The sequence below is a fragment of the Saccharothrix sp. BKS2 genome, from assembly GCF_047689505.1.
GTDB classification, from domain to species: domain Bacteria; phylum Actinomycetota; class Actinomycetes; order Mycobacteriales; family Pseudonocardiaceae; genus Actinosynnema; species Actinosynnema lopnurensis.
This window is the reverse complement of the sequence record NZ_JAUQOL010000003.1, coordinates 494,900-516,023: the sequence shown is the minus strand read 5'-3', so window position 1 is coordinate 516,023 and position 21,124 is coordinate 494,900. Positions and strand designations below refer to the sequence as shown.

Annotated in this window: 20 protein-coding genes; 15 read left to right on the top strand and 5 right to left on the bottom strand. The window is 74.6% G+C overall.

Translation table 11 applies throughout. The features are described 5' to 3' along the window. Positions 1–35 precede the first annotated feature (35 nt). From Q5530_RS07835 to Q5530_RS07795, 9 genes are all read left to right on the top strand, one after another. The gene (locus Q5530_RS07835) at positions 36–914 is read left to right on the top strand and encodes an ABC transporter ATP-binding protein (RefSeq protein WP_415361569.1); all 879 of its coding nucleotides are present in this window, start codon (positions 36–38) and stop codon (positions 912–914) included. Further along, positions 911–1,993, top strand: coding sequence for an ABC transporter permease (locus tag Q5530_RS07830; RefSeq protein ID WP_415361568.1), 1,083 nt, complete (start codon positions 911–913; stop codon positions 1,991–1,993). The genes Q5530_RS07835 and Q5530_RS07830 overlap by 4 nt, the downstream gene beginning before the upstream one ends. A gap of 94 nt (positions 1,994–2,087) precedes the next feature. Continuing rightward, the gene (locus Q5530_RS07825; RefSeq protein ID WP_415361567.1) at positions 2,088–3,671 is read left to right on the top strand and encodes an ABC transporter substrate-binding protein; all 1,584 of its coding nucleotides are present in this window, start codon (positions 2,088–2,090) and stop codon (positions 3,669–3,671) included. Next, positions 3,665–4,663, top strand: a complete 999-nt coding sequence (locus tag Q5530_RS07820; protein ID WP_415361566.1) for an ABC transporter permease — start codon at positions 3,665–3,667, stop codon at positions 4,661–4,663. Before Q5530_RS07825 ends, Q5530_RS07820 begins: the two co-directional genes overlap by 7 nt. Beyond that, on the top strand, positions 4,660–5,499 hold the full coding sequence (locus Q5530_RS07815; RefSeq protein ID WP_415361565.1) for an ABC transporter permease: 840 nt from the start codon (positions 4,660–4,662) through the stop codon (positions 5,497–5,499). The genes Q5530_RS07820 and Q5530_RS07815 overlap by 4 nt, the downstream gene beginning before the upstream one ends. Next, a complete protein-coding gene (locus Q5530_RS07810) occupies positions 5,496–6,296 on the top strand; it encodes an ATP-binding cassette domain-containing protein (protein ID WP_415361564.1) in 801 nt (266 codons plus the stop codon). Before Q5530_RS07815 ends, Q5530_RS07810 begins: the two co-directional genes overlap by 4 nt. Next, a complete protein-coding gene (locus tag Q5530_RS07805) occupies positions 6,293–6,931 on the top strand; it encodes an ABC transporter ATP-binding protein (protein WP_415361563.1) in 639 nt (212 codons plus the stop codon). The genes Q5530_RS07810 and Q5530_RS07805 overlap by 4 nt, the downstream gene beginning before the upstream one ends. Before the next feature lie 111 nt (positions 6,932–7,042). Continuing rightward, positions 7,043–7,234 (top strand): hypothetical protein, encoded by a 192-nt coding sequence (locus Q5530_RS07800; RefSeq protein ID WP_415361562.1) that lies wholly within the window; start codon positions 7,043–7,045, stop codon positions 7,232–7,234. Continuing rightward, positions 7,231–8,631, top strand: a complete 1,401-nt coding sequence (locus tag Q5530_RS07795) for a sensor histidine kinase (protein ID WP_415361561.1) — start codon at positions 7,231–7,233, stop codon at positions 8,629–8,631. The genes Q5530_RS07800 and Q5530_RS07795 overlap by 4 nt, the downstream gene beginning before the upstream one ends. Positions 8,632–8,648: 17 nt before the next feature. Here the strand turns inward: Q5530_RS07795 and Q5530_RS07790 are convergent, their stop codons facing one another. Beyond that, positions 8,649–9,794, bottom strand: coding sequence for a glycosyltransferase (locus tag Q5530_RS07790; RefSeq protein ID WP_415361560.1), 1,146 nt, complete (start codon positions 9,792–9,794; stop codon positions 8,649–8,651). 60 nt (positions 9,795–9,854) lie between these two features. Further along, positions 9,855–10,310 carry a MarR family winged helix-turn-helix transcriptional regulator gene (locus Q5530_RS07785; protein WP_415361559.1) on the bottom strand — a complete coding sequence of 152 codons (456 nt, stop codon included), beginning with the start codon at positions 10,308–10,310 and terminating at the stop codon, positions 9,855–9,857. Between the two features lie 75 nt (positions 10,311–10,385). Here Q5530_RS07785 and Q5530_RS07780 point away from each other — a divergent pair, with 75 nt between their 5' ends. Further along, positions 10,386–12,404 carry an MMPL family transporter gene (locus Q5530_RS07780; protein WP_415361558.1) on the top strand — a complete coding sequence of 673 codons (2,019 nt, stop codon included), beginning with the start codon at positions 10,386–10,388 and terminating at the stop codon, positions 12,402–12,404. Between the two features lie 59 nt (positions 12,405–12,463). On the opposite strand, the gene Q5530_RS07775 is transcribed toward Q5530_RS07780, so the two are convergent. Continuing rightward, a complete protein-coding gene (locus Q5530_RS07775; RefSeq protein ID WP_415361557.1) occupies positions 12,464–14,401 on the bottom strand; it encodes a discoidin domain-containing protein in 1,938 nt (645 codons plus the stop codon). 114 nt (positions 14,402–14,515) lie between these two features. Here Q5530_RS07775 and Q5530_RS07770 point away from each other — a divergent pair, with 114 nt between their 5' ends. Continuing rightward, positions 14,516–15,514 carry a LacI family DNA-binding transcriptional regulator gene (locus tag Q5530_RS07770; RefSeq protein ID WP_415361556.1) on the top strand — a complete coding sequence of 333 codons (999 nt, stop codon included), beginning with the start codon at positions 14,516–14,518 and terminating at the stop codon, positions 15,512–15,514. A gap of 82 nt (positions 15,515–15,596) precedes the next feature. Here Q5530_RS07770 and Q5530_RS07765 read toward each other — a convergent pair whose 3' ends face one another. After that, a complete protein-coding gene (locus Q5530_RS07765) occupies positions 15,597–16,163 on the bottom strand; it encodes a TetR/AcrR family transcriptional regulator (RefSeq protein WP_380643116.1) in 567 nt (188 codons plus the stop codon). 101 nt (positions 16,164–16,264) lie between these two features. On the opposite strand from Q5530_RS07765, the gene Q5530_RS07760 reads away from it, so the two are divergent. Continuing rightward, positions 16,265–17,188 (top strand): NmrA family NAD(P)-binding protein, encoded by a 924-nt coding sequence (locus tag Q5530_RS07760; RefSeq protein ID WP_380643090.1) that lies wholly within the window; start codon positions 16,265–16,267, stop codon positions 17,186–17,188. A gap of 75 nt (positions 17,189–17,263) precedes the next feature. On the opposite strand, the gene Q5530_RS07755 is transcribed toward Q5530_RS07760, so the two are convergent. After that, positions 17,264–18,643, bottom strand: a complete 1,380-nt coding sequence (locus Q5530_RS07755) for an FAD-binding oxidoreductase (protein ID WP_415361555.1) — start codon at positions 18,641–18,643, stop codon at positions 17,264–17,266. 319 nt (positions 18,644–18,962) lie between these two features. Between Q5530_RS07755 and Q5530_RS07750 the strand changes: the two genes are divergently transcribed. From Q5530_RS07750 to Q5530_RS07740, 3 genes are read left to right on the top strand one after another with little or no spacing between them, the layout of a single operon-like run. After that, on the top strand, positions 18,963–19,355 hold the full coding sequence (locus Q5530_RS07750; protein WP_380643094.1) for a nuclear transport factor 2 family protein: 393 nt from the start codon (positions 18,963–18,965) through the stop codon (positions 19,353–19,355). A gap of 36 nt (positions 19,356–19,391) precedes the next feature. Then, positions 19,392–19,811, top strand: a complete 420-nt coding sequence (locus tag Q5530_RS07745; protein WP_380643096.1) for a GlcG/HbpS family heme-binding protein — start codon at positions 19,392–19,394, stop codon at positions 19,809–19,811. A gap of 37 nt (positions 19,812–19,848) precedes the next feature. Further along, a complete protein-coding gene (locus tag Q5530_RS07740; protein ID WP_380643098.1) occupies positions 19,849–21,084 on the top strand; it encodes an MFS transporter in 1,236 nt (411 codons plus the stop codon). Positions 21,085–21,124: the final 40 nt, after the last annotated feature.

Sequence of the window (21,124 nt, the reverse complement as noted above, 5' to 3'; positions counted from 1 at the left end):
GCGGGGCGGGTGCGGCACGGCATAGCGTTCCGGTCGTGTTGACTGTGACGGCGATCAGCCGGAGCTTCGGGGACCACCGGGTGCTCCACGACGTGACCTTCGAGGTCCGCCCCGGGCGGATGACCGGTTTCCTCGGCGCCAACGGCTCGGGCAAGACCACGACCATGCGCATCGTCCTCGGGGTGCTCGCACCGCACGGCGGCGAGGTGGCCTGGCGCGGGCGACCGGTTCGGGAGGGGGAGCGGCCCTCGTTCGGCTACATGCCCGAGGAGCGCGGTCTCTACCCGAAGATGGCGGTGGGCGACCAGATCGCGTGGCTGGGCCGGCTGCACGGCCTGGACCGCGCCACCGCCCGCGCCAACACCGACCGCCTGCTCGACCGGCTCGACCTCGCCGACCGCGCGGGCGACCAGCTGGAGGCGCTGTCGCTGGGCAACCAGCAGCGCGTGCAGATCGCGGCCGCGCTGGTGCACGACCCCGAGGTGCTGGTGCTCGACGAGCCGTTCTCCGGCCTGGACCCGATCGCGGTGGGGGTGGTGCTCGGGGTGCTGCGCGAGCGCGCCGCCGCGGGCGTGCCCGTGCTGTTCTCCAGCCACCAGCTCGCGCTGGTCGAGCAGCTGTGCGACGACGTGGTCATCATCTCCGGCGGCCGGGTGACGGCGAGCGGCACGCGGGAGGAGCTGCGCGAGCGGTACGGGACGCGGCGGCACGAGCTGGTCGTGTCCTCCGACGCGGGCTGGGTGCGCGACCTGCCGGGCGTCCGCGTGGTCGAGCTGGACGGTCCGCGGGCGGTCTTCGAGCTGGACGGCGGCGACGACCAGGACGTGCTGCGCGCGGCCCTGGAGCGCGGCGCGGTCCGAGCCTTCGGCCCCGTGGTCCCCACCCTGGACGAGATCTTCAAGGAGGCGATGTGAGCGTGTCGTTCACCGGGGCGACCCGGTTGGTCGCCGAGCGCGAGGTCAAGGTCCTCGTGCGCACCAAGGGCTTCTGGATCGGCTTCGCCGTGATGCTGGTCGGGCTGTTCGCGCTGACCGTGCTGCCGGCGGTGTTCGGCGGCGGCGCCACGCCGGTGGCCCTGGTCGGGTCGCAGGCGGCCGGGGCCTTCGCCGGCGAGGACTTCGAGGTCCGCCAGGTCGAGGACGTCGCCGCGGCCGAGGAGCTGGTGCGCGCGGAGGAGGTGGACGCCGCGGTCGTGCCGGACACCACCGGCGAGTCCGCCACCGGGGTGCGCGTGGTCGCCCTGACCGAGCCGCCGGGCGAGGTGGTGGCCGCGCTGGCCACCGCACCGCCGGTGGACCTGCTCGAGCAGGCCGAGGTCGGCGAGGACGAGCGGTTCGTCGTCGTCCTGGTGTTCGCCCTGGTGTTCATGATGTTCGGGATGGGCGGCGCGGCCATCGCGCAGAGCACCGTCACCGAGAAGCAGACCCGCATCGTGGAGATCCTGGTGTCCACGATCCCGGTGCGGGCCATGCTCGCGGGCAAGATCGCCGGGCACACCCTGCTGACCATCGGGCAGGTGGTGGTGCTCGCCCTGGCCACGCCCATCGCCCTGCGCCTGGGCGGCCAGTCCGAGCTGCTCGCGGTCGTCGCCCCGGCCCTGGGCTGGTTCGTGCCGTTCCTGCTGCTGGGGTTCGTGCTGCTGGCCTCGATGTGGGCGGTGACGGGCTCGCTGGTCAGCCGCCAGGAGGACCTGGGCTCGACCATGGGCGTGGTCATGATCCTGGTGATGGGCCCGTACTTCGCGGTGCTGGCGTTCGCCGACAACTCGGCGGTGATGGGCGTGCTGTCCTACGTCCCGTTCTCCGCGCCCGTCGCGATGCCGGTGCGGCTGTTCGCCGGGCAGGCGCAGGCGTGGGAGGCGCTGCTGTCGCTCGCCGTGCTGGCCTGCTCGGTCGTGGCGATCGTGCTGCTGGCCGCCCGGCTCTACGAGGGGTCGCTGCTGCGCACCGGCGGCAAGGTCAAGCTGTCCAAGGCGTGGGCGCGGCAGGACTGACCAGGTCCCGAGGGGGTTCCGGATTCCGCGCGGCCCTGTTGCCTATCTATGATTGTTGCGAACCACTAGCAACAGCATTGAGGGGGCGATTGGGTTGCGTGGAGCTACCCGGCGGCTGGTGGCCGCGGCGGTCGTCACGGCGACCGCCGCGACGGCCTGTTCCAGCGGTGACGCGGCCGGCGGCCCGGCGCCGACCGAGCTGCGGTTGGCCATCGGCGGCGAGTCGGAGGAGGGCTACGACCCGACGCTGGGCTGGGGCCGCTACGGCAACCCGCTGTTCCAGTCCACGCTCCTGACCCGGGACGCCGACCTGCGCGTCACCAACGACCTGGCCACCGGCCACTCGGTGAGCCCCGACGGTCTGGTGTGGACGGTCGAGCTCCGCGCCGACGCCCGGTTCTCCGACGGCCGCCCGGTCACCGCGCGCGACGTCGCCTACACCTTCACCACGGCGGCCAAGAGCGGCGGCCTCACCGACGTCACCGTGCTCGACGAGGCCGTGGCCGTCGACGACGACACCGTGGAGCTGCGCCTGAGCCGGCCGCAGAGCACGTTCGTCAACCGGCTGGTGTCGCTGGGCATCGTGCCCGAGCACGCCCACGGGCCCGACTACGCGCGGCGGCCCGTGGGCTCCGGGCCGTTCGTGCTGGAGCAGTGGGACGAGGGGCAGCAGCTCATCGTCCGCCGCAACGACGACTACTACGGCGCCAAGCCCGCCTTCGAGCGCGTCGTGTTCGTGTTCACCGGCGAGGACGCCTCCCTGGCGGCGGCCCGCTCCGGGCAGGTCGACGTGGCCGCGCTGCCCTCGTCGCTGGCCTCCACCGCGATGCCCGGCATGGAGCTGCACCGGGTGGAGTCGGTCGACAACCGCGGCATCATGTTCCCCTACCCGCCCGCCGACGGCCGCACCGACGACGACGGCAACCCCGTCGGCAACGACGTCACCTCCGACCTGGCGGTGCGGCGGGCGGTCAACACCGCCCTGGACCGCCGGGCCCTGGTCGACGGCGTGCTCGACGGGTACGGCCGCCCCGCCACCGGCCCGGTCGACGGCCTGCCCTGGTACGAGCCCGCCACCGCCGCCCCGGACAACGACCCCGACGCCGCGCGCCGCCTGCTGGAGGAGGCCGGGTGGCGCGACACCGACGGCGACGGCACCCGCGAGCGCGACGGCGTCAGGGCCGAGTTCTCCCTGCTCTACCCGGCCACCGACTCCCTGCGGCAGGGGCTCGCGCTCGCCGCGGCCGACATGCTCGAGGCCGTCGGCATCGCGGTGACGCCCAAGGGCGAGAGCTGGGAGGTCATCTACACCCGGATGCACGCCGACGCGGTGCTGTTCGGCTGGGGCAGCCACGACCCGACCGAGATGTACAACCTGTACTCGTCGGCGCAGGCGGGCGTCGAGAGCTGGAACCCCGGCTTCTACGCCGACGCCGAGGTCGACGCCGCCCTGGCCGCGGCGATGGCGGCCACCGACGCCGACGAGGCCACCCGGCACTGGCGGGAGGCCCAGCGCGGCTTCGGCCCGGCCGCCGACGCGGCGTGGGCCTGGCTGGTCAACCTCGACCACACCTACTTCGTCGACTCCTGCCTGGACGTCGGCCCGGTGCAGGTCGAGCCGCACGGCCACGGCTGGCCGATCACCTGGGGCATCACCGGCTGGCGCTGGACGTGCTGATCCCGGCGCTGCGCGGCGCGGCCGGGCGGCTGACGCGGCTGGTGCTGCTGCTGGCCGCCGTGGCGGTGGCGTCCTTCGCGCTGATGGTCAACTCCCCGGTCGACCCGGTCGCCGCCTACGTCGGCGCGGACGTGGCGGCGATCGGCCCGGAGCAGCGGGCGCTGATCGCGGAGCGCTGGGGGCTGGACGACCCGGCCCCCGAGCGGCTCCTGTCCTGGTTCGGCAACCTCGTGCGGGGCGACTTCGGCTTCTCCGCCACGTTCAACCAGCCGGTGCTGGACGTGATCGGCGACAAGTTCCTCACCAGCCTCGCGCTCATGGCGCTGGCCTGGCTGCTGTCCGGCGTGCTCGGCTTCGCGCTCGGCCTGGTGGCGGGTGCCCGGCGGGGGCGCGCGGCCGACCGCGTGATCACCTGGTGGTCCTACACGCTGGCCTCCGCGCCGACGTTCTGGGTCGGGCTGCTCCTGCTGTACGCGTTCGCGGTGTCGCTGAACTGGGCGCCGGTGTGCTGCGCGGTGCCCATCGGCGTGCCCGCGGCCGAGGTCGGGCTGCTCGACCGGCTGCACCACCTGGCGCTGCCCGCGATCACGCTCAGCGTGGTGGGCGTCGCCCCGGTCGTGCTGCACACCCGGCAGGCCGTGATCGAGGCGATGGGCAGCGACCACGTGGCGTTCGCCCGCGCGCAGGGGGAGCGGGGGATCGGCCTGGTGCGGCACCGGGTCGTGCGCAACGCGGCCGCCCCGGCGCTGCTGCTCCAGTTCGGTTCGCTGGGCGAGCTGTTCGGCGGGTCGGTGCTGGCCGAGCAGGTGTTCTCCTACCCCGGTCTCGGCGCGGCCACCACGACCGCCGCGCTCGGCCAGGACGTGCCGCTGCTGCTGGGCATCGCCCTGTTCACCACGGTGCTGGTGTTCGCGGGCAACGCCGTCGGCGACCGCGTGCACGCCGCCGTCGACCCGCGGGCCGCGCTCGCCGACGCCAGGAGGCGCACGTGACCGCCACCGTCCTGCCCCGGCTGGACCGCCGCGGCCGCACCCTGGCCCAGCTCGGCGCGTCGGCGCTGCTCGTGGTCGCCGTGGTGGTCGCGGGCACGGTCGCGGAGGACGCCGCGCAGACCACCGGGCTGGCCGAGCGCAACCGGGCGCCGTCGGTCGGGCACTGGTTCGGCACCGACTGGCTGGGCCGGGACGTGCTGGCCCGCGTGCTGGCCGGGCTGCGGTTGAGCCTGGTGGTGGGCACCTCGGCCGCGGTGCTGTCGGCGCTGATCGCGCTCGTGCTGGCCTGCGCGGCGACCGTCGGCGGGCCCAGGGTGGACGCGGTGGTCGGGTGGCTGGTCGACCTGTTCCTGGCGCTGCCGCACCTGGTGCTGCTGATCCTGCTGGCGTTCGCCTTCGGCGGCGGCACGGAGGCGGTGGTGGTCGCGGTCGCGGTCACCCACTGGCCGACGCTGACGCGGGTGCTGCGCGGCCAGGCCCGGCAGGTCGTCGGCTCGGACTTCATCGTGGTGTCCGCCCAGCTGGGCCGGAGCCGGTGGTGGATCGCGCGGCGGCACGTGTCCGGGCACCTGGTCGGGCAGTTCCTGGTCGGCCTGGTGCTGCTGTTCCCGCACGCGATCCTGCACGAGGCGGCGCTGTCGTTCCTCGGCCTGGGCGTGGACCCGGCGGAGCCGTCGATCGGCGTGCTGCTGGCCGAGTCGATGCGCTTCCTGTCCGCCGGCGCGTGGTGGCTGGCCGTGCTGCCGGGCCTGTGCCTGCTGCTGGTGGTCAAGGCGGTCGACGGCATCGGCGAGAATCTGCGTTCGCTGCTGAACCCGAGGAGCCACCACTCGTGAGCCCGCTGCTGGAGGTCTCCTCGCTGGCCGTGTCGTTCCACCAGTACGAGCGGGGCCTGCGCCGCCGCACGGTGGTCGCGCTGGCCGGGATGGACCTGACCGCCGACCGGGGCGAGCTGGTCGCCCTGGTCGGGGCGAGCGGGGCGGGCAAGAGCCTGCTCGCGCACGCCGTGCTCGGCATGTTGCCGCCCAACGCCGAGGAGAGCGGCGTGGTCCGCTTCGACGGCGTCGCGCTGGACCCGGCGGCCCGCCGGGCGCGGGCCGGTTCCGGCACCGCCCTGCTGCCGCAGGCGGTGACGTTCCTGGACCCGGTGACGCCGGTCGGGCGGCAGGTGCGGCGCTCGGCGGAGCTGGCGCGCAGGCCCGACCCGGATCTGTCCGCGGCGGTGGCGCTGGCGGACCGGGGGCTGGGCCCGGAGGTGGCGCGCCGCCACCCGCACGAGCTGTCCGGCGGCATGGTCCGGCGCGTGCTGACGGCCATGGCGATGATGGCGAGCCCCGCGCTGGTGCTCGCGGACGAGCCGACGCCCGGCCTGCCGCCCGAGGCGGTCCGGGCGGTGCTGGCCGAGCTGCGCCGCATCGCCGACGAGGACCGGGCCGTGGTGCTGATCACCCACGACCTGACCGCCGCGCTGGAGGTCGCCGACCGGGTGGTGATCTGCCGGGACGGCCGCACCGTGGACGAGGCGCGGCCCGCGGACTTCCGCTACGACGGCGCGGCGCTGTCCCACCCGTACACCCGCGCGCTGTGGCGGGCCCTGCCCGCCAACGGCTTCCACCTGCCGGAGGACCCGTGACCCTGCTCGCCGAAGACGTCTGGTTCCGCTACGGCCGGCGGCAGCCGTGGGTGGTGCGCGGCGCGTCGCTGACCGTTGAGCCCGGCGAGGTCGTCGGGCTGCACGGCCCCAGCGGCGCGGGCAAGAGCACCCTGGGCAGGCTGCTGGCCGGGCTCGTCGCGCCCGGCCGCGGCCGGGTGGAGGTCGACGGCGAGCCGCCGCGGCCCGACCGCCGGGCCGGGCGGCCGAACCCGGTGCAGGTGGTGCACCAGCACGCCCACCTGGCCATGGACCCGCTGTGGAAGGTGGGTGCGGTGCTGGCCGAGGCGGGGTCGGCGGCGGTGGACCCCACCCTCGTGCCGCCGGCGCTGCTCGACCGCTTCCCGCACGAGATCAGCGGCGGCGAGGCGCAGCGGGTCGCCCTGGCCCGCGCGCTGCTGGCCCGGCCGCGGTTCCTGGTCGCCGACGAGATCAGCGCGAGCCTGGACGCGATCAGCCAGGCCGAGGTGTGGCGGCTGCTGCTGGCGCGGGTCCGCGCCGGGGGCGTCGGCGTGCTCGCCATCTCCCACGACGGGCCGCTGCTGGAGGCCGTGGCCGACCGGGTGCTGGACTTCGCCGACCTCGCGGTGTCACCCGATTGGGTTGTCACTGGATAGTGGTAATCCTCGGCGGGGACCCCCAAAGGTCCACCGCAGGTTGGACGATTGGCCGGTCGAGTGGTGATTTCCTCGTTGCTGACCTCAATGGACCAACCAAGGGAGTGACCGATGTCGGGAGCACAACCTGTCGTGGCCGGCCAGACCTCCGGTGAGGTGCGGCCGGTCGAGGAGGACCGGGGCGCCGCCCGCTCGACCGAGCCCGCCGAGCCCGCCGCACCCGAGCGGAAGGCCCCGCCCGGGAGCCCGGCCCGTGGTGTCTGCGCCGCGCACGGTGTGCCGGAGTGCAAGCGCTGCGGATGACCGGGGGGCGCCTCCGGCCGATCGCCGCCGACGTCGCGCTGGCCGTGGCCGCCTGCGTGATGGACCTGACGCTGTACTCCGCCGCTCCGCTGCGGATCGACGACCCGCACTTCTGGTCCTCGGTCGGGTACCTGGTGTTGATCTTCGCGGCCCTGCTGGCGCGGCGGCGGCGACCGGCGGCGGTGTTCGTGGTGGTGCTGGCGCTGTCGGTGCTGGCCGAGCCGTTGACCGGGGTCGACTTCCAGCCCCTGGTCGTGGTCTACCTCGCGCTGTTCGCCACCGCGGTGGGCTGCCGGAAGGAGGTGGCGGCGGCCGCGCTGGCGGGCGCGCTGGCGTGCGCCGTCCGGCTCGCGTTCGAGGACGTCCACGTCGGGAACCTCGAGGAGCTCGTGGTGGAGGTGGTGGCGGGGGTGTACCTGATGGTGCTGCCCCTGTCCGTGTGGGCGGCCGGCAGGTGGGTGCGGATCAGCCGGGAGCACGCGAAGGACCTGGAGGCGCGCCGGGAGCTGGAGGCGCGGCAGGCGGTGGTCGAGGAACGGGCCAGGATCGCCCGGGAGCTGCACGACATCGTGTCGCACGCGGTGACCGTGATGGTGCTCCAGGCGGCGGGCGGGCGCCGCGTCCTGCGCCGCGACCCGGCGCGGGCCGAGCGGGTGCTCGACACCATCGGGCAGGTGGGGGAGGAGGCGATGGGGGAGCTGCGCCGGATGCTGGGGCTGCTGCGCACCGACTGGCCGGTCGGGTCGGGAGGCCGGGGCCGGCCGGGGGGATCGGGCGGGGCGGCCGGGTCGGGTGCGGCGGATGGGTCGGGTACGCCGGGTGGAGCAGACGGGCCGGATGAGTCGGGTACGCCGGGTGGATCGGGCGCTGCGGGTGAAGCAGGCGCGCCGGGTGAAGCAGGTGGGGCGCCCGGGTCGGGCAGGTCGGGGGGTCTGCCCGACCCGGGTGACGTGCCCGACCCGCTCGGTCCGGGGGAGTTCGACGGGCCGTGCTCCGGGGTGGCCGACCTGCCCCGCCTGCTCGACCCGGTCCGCGCCGTCGGCGTGGACGTGGCGCTGCGGGTGGCGGGCGAGCCGCGCGCCGTCGCGCCGGGTGTGGACCTCGCGGTGTACCGGGTGGTGCAGGAGGGGCTGACCAACGTCACCAAGCACGCCGGGGCGGGCGCCAGCGCCGAGGTCCGGCTGACCTGGTCGGGGGACCGGGTGGAGGTGGAGGTGGTCGACGACGGGGGCGAGGGGGAGCCCCGGCGCGGCCTGTCCACCGGGCACGGGCTGTCCGGGCTGCGGCAGCGGCTGGCGGTGCTCGGCGGCGACCTCACGGCGGGGGAGCTGCACGGCGGCGGGTTCCGGCTCGCCGCCGTGCTGCCGGTCGCGGACCGGCTGGTGGCCTCGGGCTGACCCCTCGCCCCGGCCCGTCAGGCGTAGCGGGGCAGCGTGGCCGCCACCTCGTGCGGCGACGGCATGGCGGCCACCTCGGCGGCGATCGCCCTCGCGGCCTCGCGCACCGCCTCGTCGGCCAGCAGGCGCCGCGCCTTCTCGGCGACCGCCTCGGCGGTGACCTGCTCGCCCAGCAGTTGGTCGCCCAGCCCGCCCTCGGTGACGGCCGCGGCGTTGCTGAACTGGTCGGCCCCCTGCGGCAGGAGCAGCTGCGGCACGCCCGCGCCGAACGAGCCCATGGTGGTGCCGCTGCCGCCGTGGTGCACCACGAGGTCCACGTGCGGCAGCAGGTCGGCCTGCGGCACCCACGGCAGCACCACCACGTGGTCGGGCACCTCGCCCAGCGCCTCGGTCGACACGGTGGGACCGGCGGCCACCAGCACCCGGGCGCCCAGCCCGGCCAGGCCCCCGATCGCGGTGCGCAGCACCTCCACGTCGCCGAACGCGGTGCCCAGCGTCAGGTAGACCAGCGGCTCGCGGTGCTCGGTCACCCACGCGGGCAGCTCGCCGGGCTCCGCGAACGGCACGGGCCGCAGCTCGATCCGCTCGGTGGAGGCCAGGAACGCCGGCGCCTGCACCGAGGGCGGGCAGATGTCGAGGTACGGGTTGCCCATCAGCATGGGGTCGTTCCCGGGGGCCTTCGCGCCCAGCTCGTCGGCGACCTGGGCGATCAGGCCGGCGGCGTGCCGGACGAGGTCGTCGTCACCCGTCCACATGCGGCCGAAGCCGTGGCACAGGGCCGGTAAGCCGGCCACCTGCGCGGCCATGCCCGCGCCGGGGTTGGCCACCTCGTGCACCACGAGGTCCGGCCGCCGGTCGGCGATGATCGGCTTGAGGTCGAGCGCGAAGCCGCGCGGCAGGAGGTAGCCGAAGAGCCGGGCCAACATCTCGGGCAGGATTTCGCGGGGCCCCTCGGCGTCGAGGCCGGCGGTGGCCTCGGCGAAGGCGGCCCCCAGCTCCGGTCCGCCGGTGAGGTGCTCGACGCCGACCCTTTCCAGGGCGGGGCCGAAGGCCGCCGAGGTGACGTAGAGGACCTCGTGGCCCAGGTCGCGGGCGGCGGCCGCCAGCGGGATCAGCGGGTAGGTGTGTCCGTGCGAGCCGAGGCTCGAAAAGAGGATCTTCACCGGTTCGAGGGTACTCAGCTTTTTCCACAGCGGGTGAATTGCTCTCGGTTGAGAGGTGGGTCACTCCGCCAGGTCGGTCCGCACGGCCACGGTCGCCTCGATGCTCGCCGCGAGGAACCGCGCGACGACCTCCTTCTCGGCCTCGCCGAACCCGACCCAGGCCCGGGTCAGCGCCTCGTTGAGCGGGGTGAAGAAGGCGCGTCCGAGGTCCAGCGCCTTCTCGTTCACCCGCAGTTCGACCTTACGTCGGTCCTGTGCGCTGCGGGTGCGTTCGACGTGCCCGGACGCCTCCAGCCGGTCCAGCACGGAGGTGGTCGCGGACGCGCTCAGGTGCATCGCCTCGGCCAGTCTGCTCGGCGACATCGGCTCGCCGCCCCACCGCGCGTCCATGATCAGCGCCAGCGCGTTCAGGTCGGTGCGGTGCATCCGCTGCCGCTCGCCGAACAGCTCCGCGAACCGGTCGCTCTCGACCGTGAGCTGCCGCAGCAACCTGACCAAGGTCGAGTTGTCGACCATGCGCCCTCCCCTTAAAATTTCGATCGTCGAACCATCAGATCATCGAACTAAGTTGTTCCGGAAGGACATTCTCCCGTGCACGCCACCCGTTCCCGCACCCGCTGGCTGCTGCCCGCCCTCGTGGCGGTCGCCTGGTTGGCCCTGGGCGGCTTCTCCGGCCCCTTCGCGGGCAAGCTCGGCGAGGTCTCGGTCAACGACAACACCGCGTTCCTGCCCGCCTCGGCCGAGGCCACCGAGGTGGCCGAGCGGGTGCGGGAGTTCGGCGCCGGGCAGGGCCTGCCCGCGGTCGTGGTCGCCGAACGCCCCTCCGGCCTCACCCAGGCCGACCGGGACTGGCTCGGCGGCCGCGAGTGGCCCGGCGAGGCGTCCCCGGTCATCCCCTCCGAGCGGGACGACCAGGCGGCCCAGGTGGTCGTCGTGGTCGACCCGGAGGACCCGGCCGGCGCGGTCGAGGAGCTCCGGTCGCGGCTGACCTCGCCGCCCGACGGGCTGACCGTGCTGGTCGCCGGGCCCGCCGCGCAGGTCGCGGACCTGAAGGAGGCGTTCGGCGGCATCGACGGCCTGCTGCTGCTCGTCGCGGGCGCGGTGGTCGCGGTGATCCTGGTGCTGGTCTACCGCAGCCCGCTGCTGCCGTTCGTGGTGCTGCTGTCGGGCGTGTTCGCCCTGGGGCTGGCGAGCCTCGCGGTCTACCTGCTGGCCGACGGCGGTGTGGTCGACCTCAACGGCCAGAGCCAGGGCATCCTGTTCATCCTCGTCTTCGGCGCGGCCACCGACTACGCCCTGCTGCTGGTCTCCCGGTTCCGCGAGGAGCTGCGCGACACCGAGGACCGGTACCGGGCGGTGCGGGTCGCCTGGCGCGCCACCATCGAGCCCATCGCCGCGTCCGCCGGCACCGTCGTGCTCGGCGTGCTGTGCCTGCTGTTCAGCGACCTCAACTCCAACAAGGGCCTCGGGCCGGTGGCGGCCATCGGCATCGCCGCGGCGTTCCTGGCCTCGGTGACCTTCCTGCCCGCCGTGCTCGCGCTGCTCGGCCGCGCCGCGTTCTGGCCGCTGCGCCCGGCGTTCGGCTCGCCGCACCCCGAGGCGAGCGGCCTGTGGGCGCGGGTGGCCGGCCTGGTCGCCGCCCGCCCGCGCGCCACCTGGGTGGTCACCACCCTGGTGCTGCTGGTCGGCGTGGCCTTCGTGCCGCAGCTCAAGGCGTCCGGCACGGCCCAGTCCGACGTCTTCCTGACCGAGGTCGACTCCGCGGCCGGGCAGGAGGTGCTGTCGCGGCACTTCCCGGGCGGCAGCGGCTCGCCCGCGATCGTGCTGGCCGACGCGGACCGGGCGCAGGCGGTCGGCGAGGCCGCCGGCGGCGTCGAGGGCGTGTCCGCGGTGCGGCCCGCCGGGGAGGCCGGGGGACTGGTCCGGATTGACGCCGTGCTGACCGACCCGGCCGACTCCGACGCGGCGCTGGCCACCGTCGAGCGGCTGCGAGAGGCCGTGCGGGCGGTGCCGGACGCGGACGCGAAGGTCGGCGGGCCCACCGCGACCCAGCTCGACACGCGCGACACCTCCGAGCGCGACCGGCTGGTGATCATCCCGATCGTGCTGCTGGTGATCTTCCTGGTGCTGGCGCTGCTGCTGAGGTCGCTGCTGGCGCCGCTGCTGCTGATCGCCACCGTGGTGCTGTCGTTCGGGGCCACGACGGGCGTGGCCGCGCTGGTGTTCAACGGCCTGTTCGACTTCCCCGGCGCGGACCCCGTCGTGCCGCTGTTCGGGTTCGTGTTCCTGGTCGCGCTGGGCATCGACTACAACATCTTCCTCATGACGCGCGTGCGCGAGGAGGCGGCGGAGCTGGGCACGCGTCAAGGCGTGCTGCGCGGCCTGACCGTGACCGGTGGCGTGATCACCTCGGCGGGCGTGGTGCTCGCGGCGACGTTCTCGGCGCTGGCGGTGCTGCCCATCCTGTTCCTGGCGCAGCTCGCGTTCATCGTCGCCTTCGGCGTGCTGCTGGACACCTTCGTGGTGCGGTCGCTGCTGGTGCCCGCCCTGGGGATGGACCTGGGGCGGCGCATCTGGTGGCCGTCGGCGCTGGCGCGCGGCAAGGACTAGGCCGTCCCGCCCGGGTCCGGCCACCGGAGCCGGACCCGGGCGGGACGACCCGGGGCGGGTCAGCGGTAGAGCCGGACGTCGGCCAGGCTCCACCAGTTCGGCGCGGCCGTCGTCGTGGTGATCCGGAGGTGCCGCGCGCTGGTCGGCGGGAGGTCCACCGCGGTCAGCTGACCGGTGGCGGAACCGGTCCGCAGGGTGCGCCACGTGCGGCCGTCGTCGCCGGCGGCCAGTTCGTAGCCGCGCGCGAAGTCGCCCACCTCGCCGCCGCTGTCGAGGGCGACGCGCCGGAAGGACTTGCGCCCGCCCAGGTCCAGCTGGAGGTACTGGCCCGCGACCTGCGCGGTGCCGGTGCTCCAGCGGGTGGAGGCGTCGTCGTCCACGGCCAGGCCCGGGTCCCCGCCGAGCGGGGAGGTGGCCGTGGCGCCCTCCAGCGGCACCCGGTCCAGGGTGGTGCGCAGCGCCGCGCTGCGCGGCCAGGTGAACGTGGCCAGCGCGCCGCCCGGGAGGGTGTACTCGAAGGTGCGGCTGCCGACGTTGACCGCGAACGCGCGCGGGTCGTCGTTCTGGTTGTGCACGACCAGCGCGGTGGAGCCGTCCGGGTTGCGGAACGCGACGTCCATGACCTGGCCGTTCCAGCCGGTGGTGCCGAACGAGGTGCTGGCGACGCGCCGCGCGCCCGGCTTCACGAACTTCGCCAGGTGGCCGATCGTGTAGTACTCGGCGTCGGTGGTGACCGAGCCGTCGGGCTGGACGGTGACCAGGCCGGTGCACGTGCCGCAGCCGCCGTTGTGCGGGCCGCCGGTGCTGTCCAGGGCGATGTTCCAGTTCACCGCCGAGCGCGCCCAGTTGCGGGTGGTGCCGATGACGACGTTGCGTGCGTGCCAGGTGAGGGTGTCGCGGAAGACCTTGGCGGGCGGGTCGGTGACGCCCTTCGAGCCCGAGCACTCGGTGAACCAGATCCCCTTGTCCGGGAACGCCTCGTGCAGCGCGGTCTGCGCGCTCGGGTCGCCGTAGTAGCAGTGGAACGCGGTGCCCGCGACCCAGCGGGACGCCCGGCCGCGCAGCACCTCGTACGGGTAGTCGGTCTCCGGGTCGGAGCCGGGCGGGGTGGCGGCGACGTCGTTGGGGTGCGTGGCCCAGTTGTGGTCGTAGGCGAGGATCTTGGTGCGCGGGCTGGCCAGGCGCAGCTTCGGGCCCAGCGCCTCGATCACCCCGAGCTGCTGGGCGACCGGCATGTCCGTGCCGGGGTAGGCGTCGGGCGTGCGGTTCTGCGGCTCGTTCTGCACCGACAGGAAGTCGATCGGCACGCCGGCCGCCGCGTACGCCTGGACGAACTTCACCAGGTAGCGGGCGTAGGCGTCGTAGATCCGCGGGTCGTCCTCGAGCCGCCCGCCCACGAGCGAGTCGGTGGTCTTCATCCACGCGGGCGGGCTCCACGGCGTGGCCATGACCTTCAGCGCGGGGTTGAGCCGCTTGGCCTCGCGCAGCAGCGGCAGCACCTGTGCGCGGTCGCGGTCGATGCTGAAGTGCCGCAGGGCGAAGTCGGTCTGCCCGGCCGGGACGTCGTCGTAGGTCCAGTGCTCGGCGGCCGCGGTGAAGTCGGAGGAGCCGACCGGCTGGCGCAGGAAGCTCACGCCGATGCCGCGCACCGGGTCGAACAGCTTCCGCATGGTCTCCGCGCGCACGGCGGGCGGTAGGCCGGCGAGCAGGGCCGCCGAGGAGTCGGTGATCGAGGCGCCGAAGCCGTCGACCTGCTGGTACGCGTGGTCGGGGTCGACCACGATCGTCGGGAGCGTCGACGGCGCGGTGCCGAACGCGACGCGCGGGCGCTCGGCCAGCAGTTCGGACCGGTCGGCCGCGGTCACCCAGACGCGGGCCTCCACGGCACCCCGGTCGGGGCCCCGGTCGGGACCTGTGGCCTGCGCGGCGACCACGCCACCGCAGGTCAAGGCCACCGCGGTCGTGACCGCCGCCACGCCGCGCACGGTTCTCCTCATCAGCCACCCACTTCTCGCGCACCAGGGATCAATCATGGTGGAACAACTTGTTCCGGAATGGAACACGTCATCGTTGTCGCACGTCAAGCCCCAGGTCGTGGGTATGGTGATGCGGTGGAGACCGACCGGCGACGTGCCAGGGTCCGCGACATCGCGGCGGAGACCGGCGTGTCCATCGCCACCGTGTCGCGCGTGCTCAACGACCACGTCAACGTCTCCCCGCGGACCCGCGAGCTGGTGCTGCGGGCGGTCGAGCGGCGGCGGACCGGGGACGGCGGGCCGCGCACCGTCCACGTCCGGTGCCCGTACGTGCTCACCGACTACTTCGGGCTGATCGTCTCCTCGATCGCCGAGGCGCTGCGCCTGCACGGCGCGCGCATGGTCCTCGACGCGGGCGAGGCGTCGCAGCACACCGACACCCTGGCCGGGCTGCCCGACGAGCCGGGCGTGGCCGGGGCGGTCCTCATCCTGCCGCCCGAGGACGGCGACCAGCTGGTGGAGCTGGCCGGGCGCGGGTTCCCGTTCGTCGTGGTCGACCCCCGCACGCCCCCGCCGCCGGACGTCGCCGCGGTGTCCGCCGCGCACTTCTCCGGCGCCCGCGCCCTGACCGCGCACCTGGTCGGGCTGGGGCACCGGGACATCGGCGTGGTCGCGGGCCCCGAGGAGTGGCTGGCGGGCGACGCGCGCACGGCGGGCCACCACGCCGCGCTGGCGCGGGTCGGCGTGCTGCCCGCGCCGGACCGGGTCCACCACGTCGAGCCGACCGCGGCCGAGGGGCTGCGGGCCGCCGGCGCGCTGCTGGACGGTCCCGACCGACCGACCGCGATCGCCTGCTTCAACGACAAGCTCGCGGTGGGTGCGCTGCACGCCGCGTTCGAGCGGGGGCTGAGGGTGCCGGAGGACCTGTCCGTGGCGGGGTTCGACGACATCGACCTGAGCCGGGCCACGCGGCCCGCGCTGACCACGGTTCGGCAGCCGCTGCGGGAGATGGGGCGCCTCGCGGTCACCCAGCTGATGCGCGTGCTTGACGGCCACCGGCCGGAGGCGCTGCACCTGGAGCTGTCCACCACGCTGGTCGTGCGGGGCTCGACCGGGCCGGTGCCGGGCCGCTGAGCCGGGTTGCTGGACCGGGTTGCTGAGCCGGTTCGCTGGACCGGGCCACCGGTAGCGGGGTGGGCGCGGGCGGGCGCCTCGGTCAGCCCCGCGGGCTCAGACCCGCCACCGCCAACCGGAACAGCCGGTCCGCCCGTGCGGCGGGGTCGGGGTGGTGCTCCGTGGCCAGGACGATGCCGACGGCCAGTGTGATCAGGTCCGAGACGGTGACGCCCGTCGCCACCGCGCCGTCCCGCGCGGCGCGGCGCAGCAGGGGCCCCGCCGCCTCCTCCAGTGCCGCCGAGCAGGAGTTCTCGTGCACGGGGTCGGGTTCGACCCCGTCGTAGGCCAGCGCCGCCGCCAGCCCCCGGGCGGAAACGCAGTAGGCGACGACCTCGCCCAGCCACTCCAGGAGCGCGTCGCGGCTGTCGTCCCGGCCGGTCAGGTCGTGGGCACGCGCGGCCAGCGCCTCGATCCGCTCCCGGGAGACCGCCTCCAGCAGCGCGCGGCGGGTGGGGAAGTGCCGGCGCACGGTGGCCGAGCCGACCTCCGCGGTGCGGGCGATCTGCTCCAGGGAGGCGCCGGCGCCGTGGGCGGCGACCTCCGCCTCGGCCACGGCGAGGATGCGCGCGTAGTTGCGCCGGGCGTCGGCGCGCTGGCGGTCCGGCATGGCGTGGTCTCCGTGCTTGCTCAAGTGGCGGGCCCCGCCGTATCGTACCGCGGCAGAAACGGCGGGCCCCGCCGTTTCTAGCCGAGCACCCGAGGAGCGCCATGTCCGCAGATCCCGCACCCGTCCTGGTCACCGGGGCCACCGGCAAGCAGGGCGGCGCCACCGTCCGCGCCCTGCGCGCGGCGGGTGTCCCCGTCCGCGCCCTGGTGCGCGACCCGGCCACCGACCGGGCCCGGTCCGTCGAGGCGCTCGGCGTCGACCTGGTCACCGGCGACCTCCACGACCGCGGGTCCGTGACCCGGGCCGCCGAGGGCGTCCGCGCCGTCTTCTCCGTGCAGATGCCCGCGATGACCGCGGCGGGGTTCGACTACGAGGGGGAGGTGGCCCAGGGCGCCAACCTCGTCGCGGGCGCGAGGGCCGCCGGGGTGCCGCAGTTCGTGCACACGTCCGTCAGCGGCGCGGGGCAGCACACCGGGGCGCCCGGCTGGGCCGAGGGCCGGTGGGCTTCGATGGCGCCCACCCTGGGCGCCAAGAGCGCGGTGCAGGACCTGGTCCGCGAGGCCGGCTTCCCCCGCTGGACGCTGCTCAAGCCGGGCTTCTTCATGGAGAACTTCCTCCCCTCCGCGGCGTTCCTGTTCCCGCGCGGCGTCGAGGGCGGCCTGGTGAGCGTCGTCAAGCCCGGGACCCGGCTGTCCCTGGTCGCGGTGGAGGACATCGGCCGGGCCGCCGCGGCGGCCGTCGCCGAGCCGGAGCGGTTCGACGGCGTCGAGCTGGAGCTGGCGGGCGACCACCTGTCGATGGCGGGGATCGCCGACGTCCTCTCCCGCGTCCTGGGCGCCCCGCTGCCCGCGCCGGACATGACCGAGGAGGAGGCCCTGGCCGCCGGGATGCCGGCCATGGGCGCTTCGCACGAGTGGATGAACGTCGTCGAACAACCGGCCCGCCCGCGGTACGCGAGGGACCTCGGCATCCCGCTCACCACCTTCGACGAGTGGGCGCGCGAGCACTTCCGGGCCGACGCCTGACCCGGTGCTCCCACGCGCCCGGCGGATCGCCGGCACCGGGGAACCCGACCGGCGACCGCGGGCGGCGCGTTCGCCTCACGACACCGGCGGCACGAGGGCGGGCACGGCGGTGAACACGCCGTCCGGGTCCAGCCGCCGCTTGACCTCCAGCAGCCGCGCGGTGTTGGGGCCGAACGCGGCCATCGCGCGCTCGTGGTCGTCCGGCCCCAGCAGGTTCGGGTAGCCACCGGGCAGCGCCGACCGCTCCAGCTCGTCGGCCAGCGCGGCCGCCCACTCGCGGTGCGCGCCGCCGCTGTCCGGGGAGTTCGGGGCCCAGGTGGTGATGATCTCCAGCAGGACGTGCTCGTCGCGCAGGCCGAACGCGGTCGACGAGACGGGCACGCGGGTCGCCGCGCCGTGGAAGTGGTGCAGCGTCAGGGAGGACAGCGGTGACGTGACCCGCCGGGCGAAGTCCACCAGCACGTCGCACACGTCCTCGGTCAGCACGGGCAGCCACCGGCTCGTCGCGGTGTTGTGCCGGCCGTCGACGACGAACGGGTCCAGCAGCCCCAGCTGCTCGGGCGCCGTCATCGGGCCGAGCCGCGAGAACACCGGGGTGCCGAGCGCCCGGATCCGCCGCAGGTACGGCTCGCCCGCCGCCGGGTCGCCGCTCCACGTCGGGTACAGCATGATCAGCGGCGAGCCGTCGGGGCCGCTGTAGAAGCCCCCGATGACCGACAGCTCGTCCGGCGACTCGGCCAGCAGCTCGCGGTAGCCGCGCAGCACCGAGGGCGCCTGCGCCAGGGGGAACATCGCCATGCCGGACAGCACGGTCGGGATCGGGTGCACCCGGTAGCGCAGCCCGGTCACGACGCCGAAGTTGCCGCCACCGCCGCGCAGCGCCCAGAACAGGTCCGGGTTCTCCTCGGCGTCCGCGGTCACCGCCGTGCCGTCGGCCAGCACGACGTCCGCGCCCAGCAGGTTGTCCAGCGCGAGCCCGTGCGCGCCCAGCAGCGGGCCGTAGCCGCCGCCCAGCGTCAGCCCGGCGATGCCCACCGCGTTGACCGTGCCGGTGACCGCGCGCAACCCGTGCTCCGCCAGGGCGGAGGCGACCCCGCCCGCCAACGACCCGCCCCGCACCCGCGCGGTCCGCCCGTCGGCGTCGAGCTCCACCCCGCGCATCGCGGAGAGGTCGAGCACCACGCCGCCCTCGCGGATCGCCCGGCCACCCCAGTCGTGGCCGCCGCCCCGGACCGACAGCGGCGCGCCGTGGTCGCGGGCGACCCGCACCGCGTCCGCCACGTCGGCCGCGTCCGCGCACCGCACGACCGCCGCCGGGTACCGGTCCACCAGGCCGTTCCACACCCGCCGGCCGCGGTCGTAGTCCGGTCCGCCCGGGATCAGCACGGGGCAGCGGACGACCGCCCGCAGGGCGTTCGCGACGGTGCGGGCGGGGGAAGAGGTGGTGGCGGTCATCGGTCCTCCAGCAGCGAGAGGGGATGTCCGGGACACTAGAGCGGGAATTCCGGGATTGCCCACGGCGATCGCACGGAGTGCGGTGCGGCCGATCGCCGGGCCTCCCCCGAACGAGTGGCGTTCCCCGACCTGGGCCCGTCCGGCGGGGTCGACCTGCGCGAACGCCCCACGCCATCCTGGTACTCGCGGTGCCACGACCAGTCGGTACTGGAACCCCCCTCGCGCGCGGCGGGATGCTGTGGGTCCACGTGACCGGAAAGACTGGGGGATCCCCATGGCCGACGACGGCGGGGTCTTACGCGACCGCAACATCGCGGCGGTGACCGAGTTCCTCCGCCTCCTGGAGGAGGGCGACATCCCGGCGTGGATGGAGCTGTGGGCCGAGGACGCGGACCACTACTACCCGTACGGCACCGAGATGTTCCCCGCTCACATCGTCGGCAAGGCGGCGATCCACGAGCGGTGGAAGGGGATGCCGGGCAACTTCTCCGAGCTGAGCTTCCCGATCAGGGAGACGTGGGCCGACGGCGACACCGTGCTGGCCCGCTTCGACTCGGACCTGGTGCTCAAGGACAGCGGGGACGAGTACCACAACAGCTACCTCGGGGTCTTCAAGTTCGACGACGAGGGCAGGTTGTACGAGTACCGGGAGTACTTCGACCCGATCCTCGCGGGTCAGGCGTTCGGCCTGCTCGACGTCACCTACCGGTAACAGATCTCAAGCAGCACAACACCATAGGAGCAGTGCATGAGCACGGTCACCCTTTCCCGGCACGACGCCCGGCGCGTGCTCGACGCCGCACTCGCCCACGCGCAGGAGCTGGGGGTCAGCGTCTCCATCTCGGTCGTGGACGACGGCGGCCACCTCAAGGCGTTCGAGCGGATGGACGGCGCGTCGTTCTTCAACACCTCGCTGGCCACCAGCAAGGCGATCACCGCGGTGGGCATCGGCATGTCCACCGAGGACTTCATGCAGTTCGTGGCGGGCATCCCGCCGCTGCTGGCCGGCCTGTCCGCCCAGCCGAACGTCGCCATCCTGCCCGGCGGCGCGCCGATCACGGTCGACGGCGTGGTCGTCGGGGCCATCGGCGTGGCCGGTGGCAAGGGCGGCGAGGACCAGCCGGTCGCGCAGGCCGGCCTGATCGGCTTGACCGCCGCCGCGGTCTGAGCGCGACACTCTCGCGAGGAAATCGAGGTAGGTGCACATGAGCACGACCATCCAACCGGGGGAGGGTCATCCCCGGAGCACTGTGGCCCTGGTGGCGTTGGCGCTGGGTTCCTTCGTGATCGGCACGGCGGAACTCGTCATCGTCGGCATCCTGAACCTGGTCGCCGACGACCTGTCGGTGTCGGTGAGCACGGCCGGGCAGCTCGTCACGGCCTACGCGCTCGGCATCTCCGTCGGCGGTCCGATCGTGACCGCCCTGACCATCCGGTTCGGCCGCCGCACGCTCTTGTGGGCGTCGCTCGTGGTCTACATCGCCGGCAACCTGTTCGCGGTGTTCGCCGTCGGGTTCGGGGCGCTGCTGGCCGCGCGCCTGGTGACCGGTGCGATCCACGGGCTGTTCATCGGCGTGGCGTCCACGATCGCCGCCGCCCTGGTGGCGCCGAACAAGCGGGGCCAGGCCATGGGGATGGTCTTCGGCGGCATCGCGGTGTCCACCGTCCTCGGCGTGCCCCTCGGCACCCTGGTCGGCCAGTCGATGGGGTGGCAGGCCGCCTTCGTCGGCATCGTCGGCCTCGGCGTGATCGCGCTCGTCGCGACGCTGCTGATGGTGCCGCCGGTGCGGAGCGCCGCGCCCTCCGGGCTCGGCGCGCAGGCGAAGTCGGCGTTCGCGCCCAGGGTGCTCGCCACGCTGGCGGTGGGTTTCCTGCTGCTGGGCGGGCAGTTCACGGTGCTGACCTACCTCGCGCCGTACCTGGAGGAGGTCACCGGCATCACCGGTTCGCTGATCAGCGTCTTCCTGCTGGCCTACGGCATCGCGAGCGCGGTGGGCACGTTCTTCGGCGGCCGGTTCGCCGACCGCAGCGCGACGCGGACGCTGGTCGTGGCCAACGTGCTGCTGATCATCGCGCTGGGCGGGCTCTACCTGCTGGGCGCCTCGCCGGTCCTGGCCGCGGTGGCGCTGGCCCTGTGGGGCCTGGTCGGCTTCGGGCTCGTCCCGTCGCTCCAGCTGCGGGTGATCACGCTCGCCGGTCCGGGCGGCGACCTGGCCGCCACGCTCGGCGCCTCCGCGGTGAACGCGGGCATCGCCGTGGGCGCGGTGGGCGGCGGGCTCGCGCTCGCCTCCGGCGGCCCGAACGCGGTGGTCCTCACCGGCCTGGTCGTCTGCGCCGTGGTGCTGCCCGCCACGTGGGCGATCGGCCTGCTCAAGGTGCCGGGCGCGGCTCCCGCGGCCGGCAGCCCGTCGAGCGCCGCGGCGGACCCCGTCACCGCGTAGCGAGCGCGGACGCACGCAGTCGAGGGCCCCGAACCGACCG

Coding starts and splice junctions, on each gene's coding strand:
- Q5530_RS07800 (WP_415361562.1), top strand. CDS start 7,043: ATGTCGGGAGCACAACCTGTCGTGGCCGGCCAGACCTCCGGTGAGGTG.
- Q5530_RS07795 (WP_415361561.1), top strand. CDS start 7,231: ATGACCGGGGGGCGCCTCCGGCCGATCGCCGCCGACGTCGCGCTGGCC.
- Q5530_RS07785 (WP_415361559.1), bottom strand. CDS start 10,310: ATGGTCGACAACTCGACCTTGGTCAGGTTGCTGCGGCAGCTCACGGTC.
- Q5530_RS07775 (WP_415361557.1), bottom strand. CDS start 14,401: ATGAGGAGAACCGTGCGCGGCGTGGCGGCGGTCACGACCGCGGTGGCC.
- Q5530_RS07765 (WP_380643116.1), bottom strand. CDS start 16,163: ATGCCGGACCGCCAGCGCGCCGACGCCCGGCGCAACTACGCGCGCATC.
- Q5530_RS07760 (WP_380643090.1), top strand. CDS start 16,265: ATGTCCGCAGATCCCGCACCCGTCCTGGTCACCGGGGCCACCGGCAAG.
- Q5530_RS07755 (WP_415361555.1), bottom strand. CDS start 18,643: ATGACCGCCACCACCTCTTCCCCCGCCCGCACCGTCGCGAACGCCCTG.
- Q5530_RS07745 (WP_380643096.1), top strand. CDS start 19,392: ATGAGCACGGTCACCCTTTCCCGGCACGACGCCCGGCGCGTGCTCGAC.
- Q5530_RS07740 (WP_380643098.1), top strand. CDS start 19,849: ATGAGCACGACCATCCAACCGGGGGAGGGTCATCCCCGGAGCACTGTG.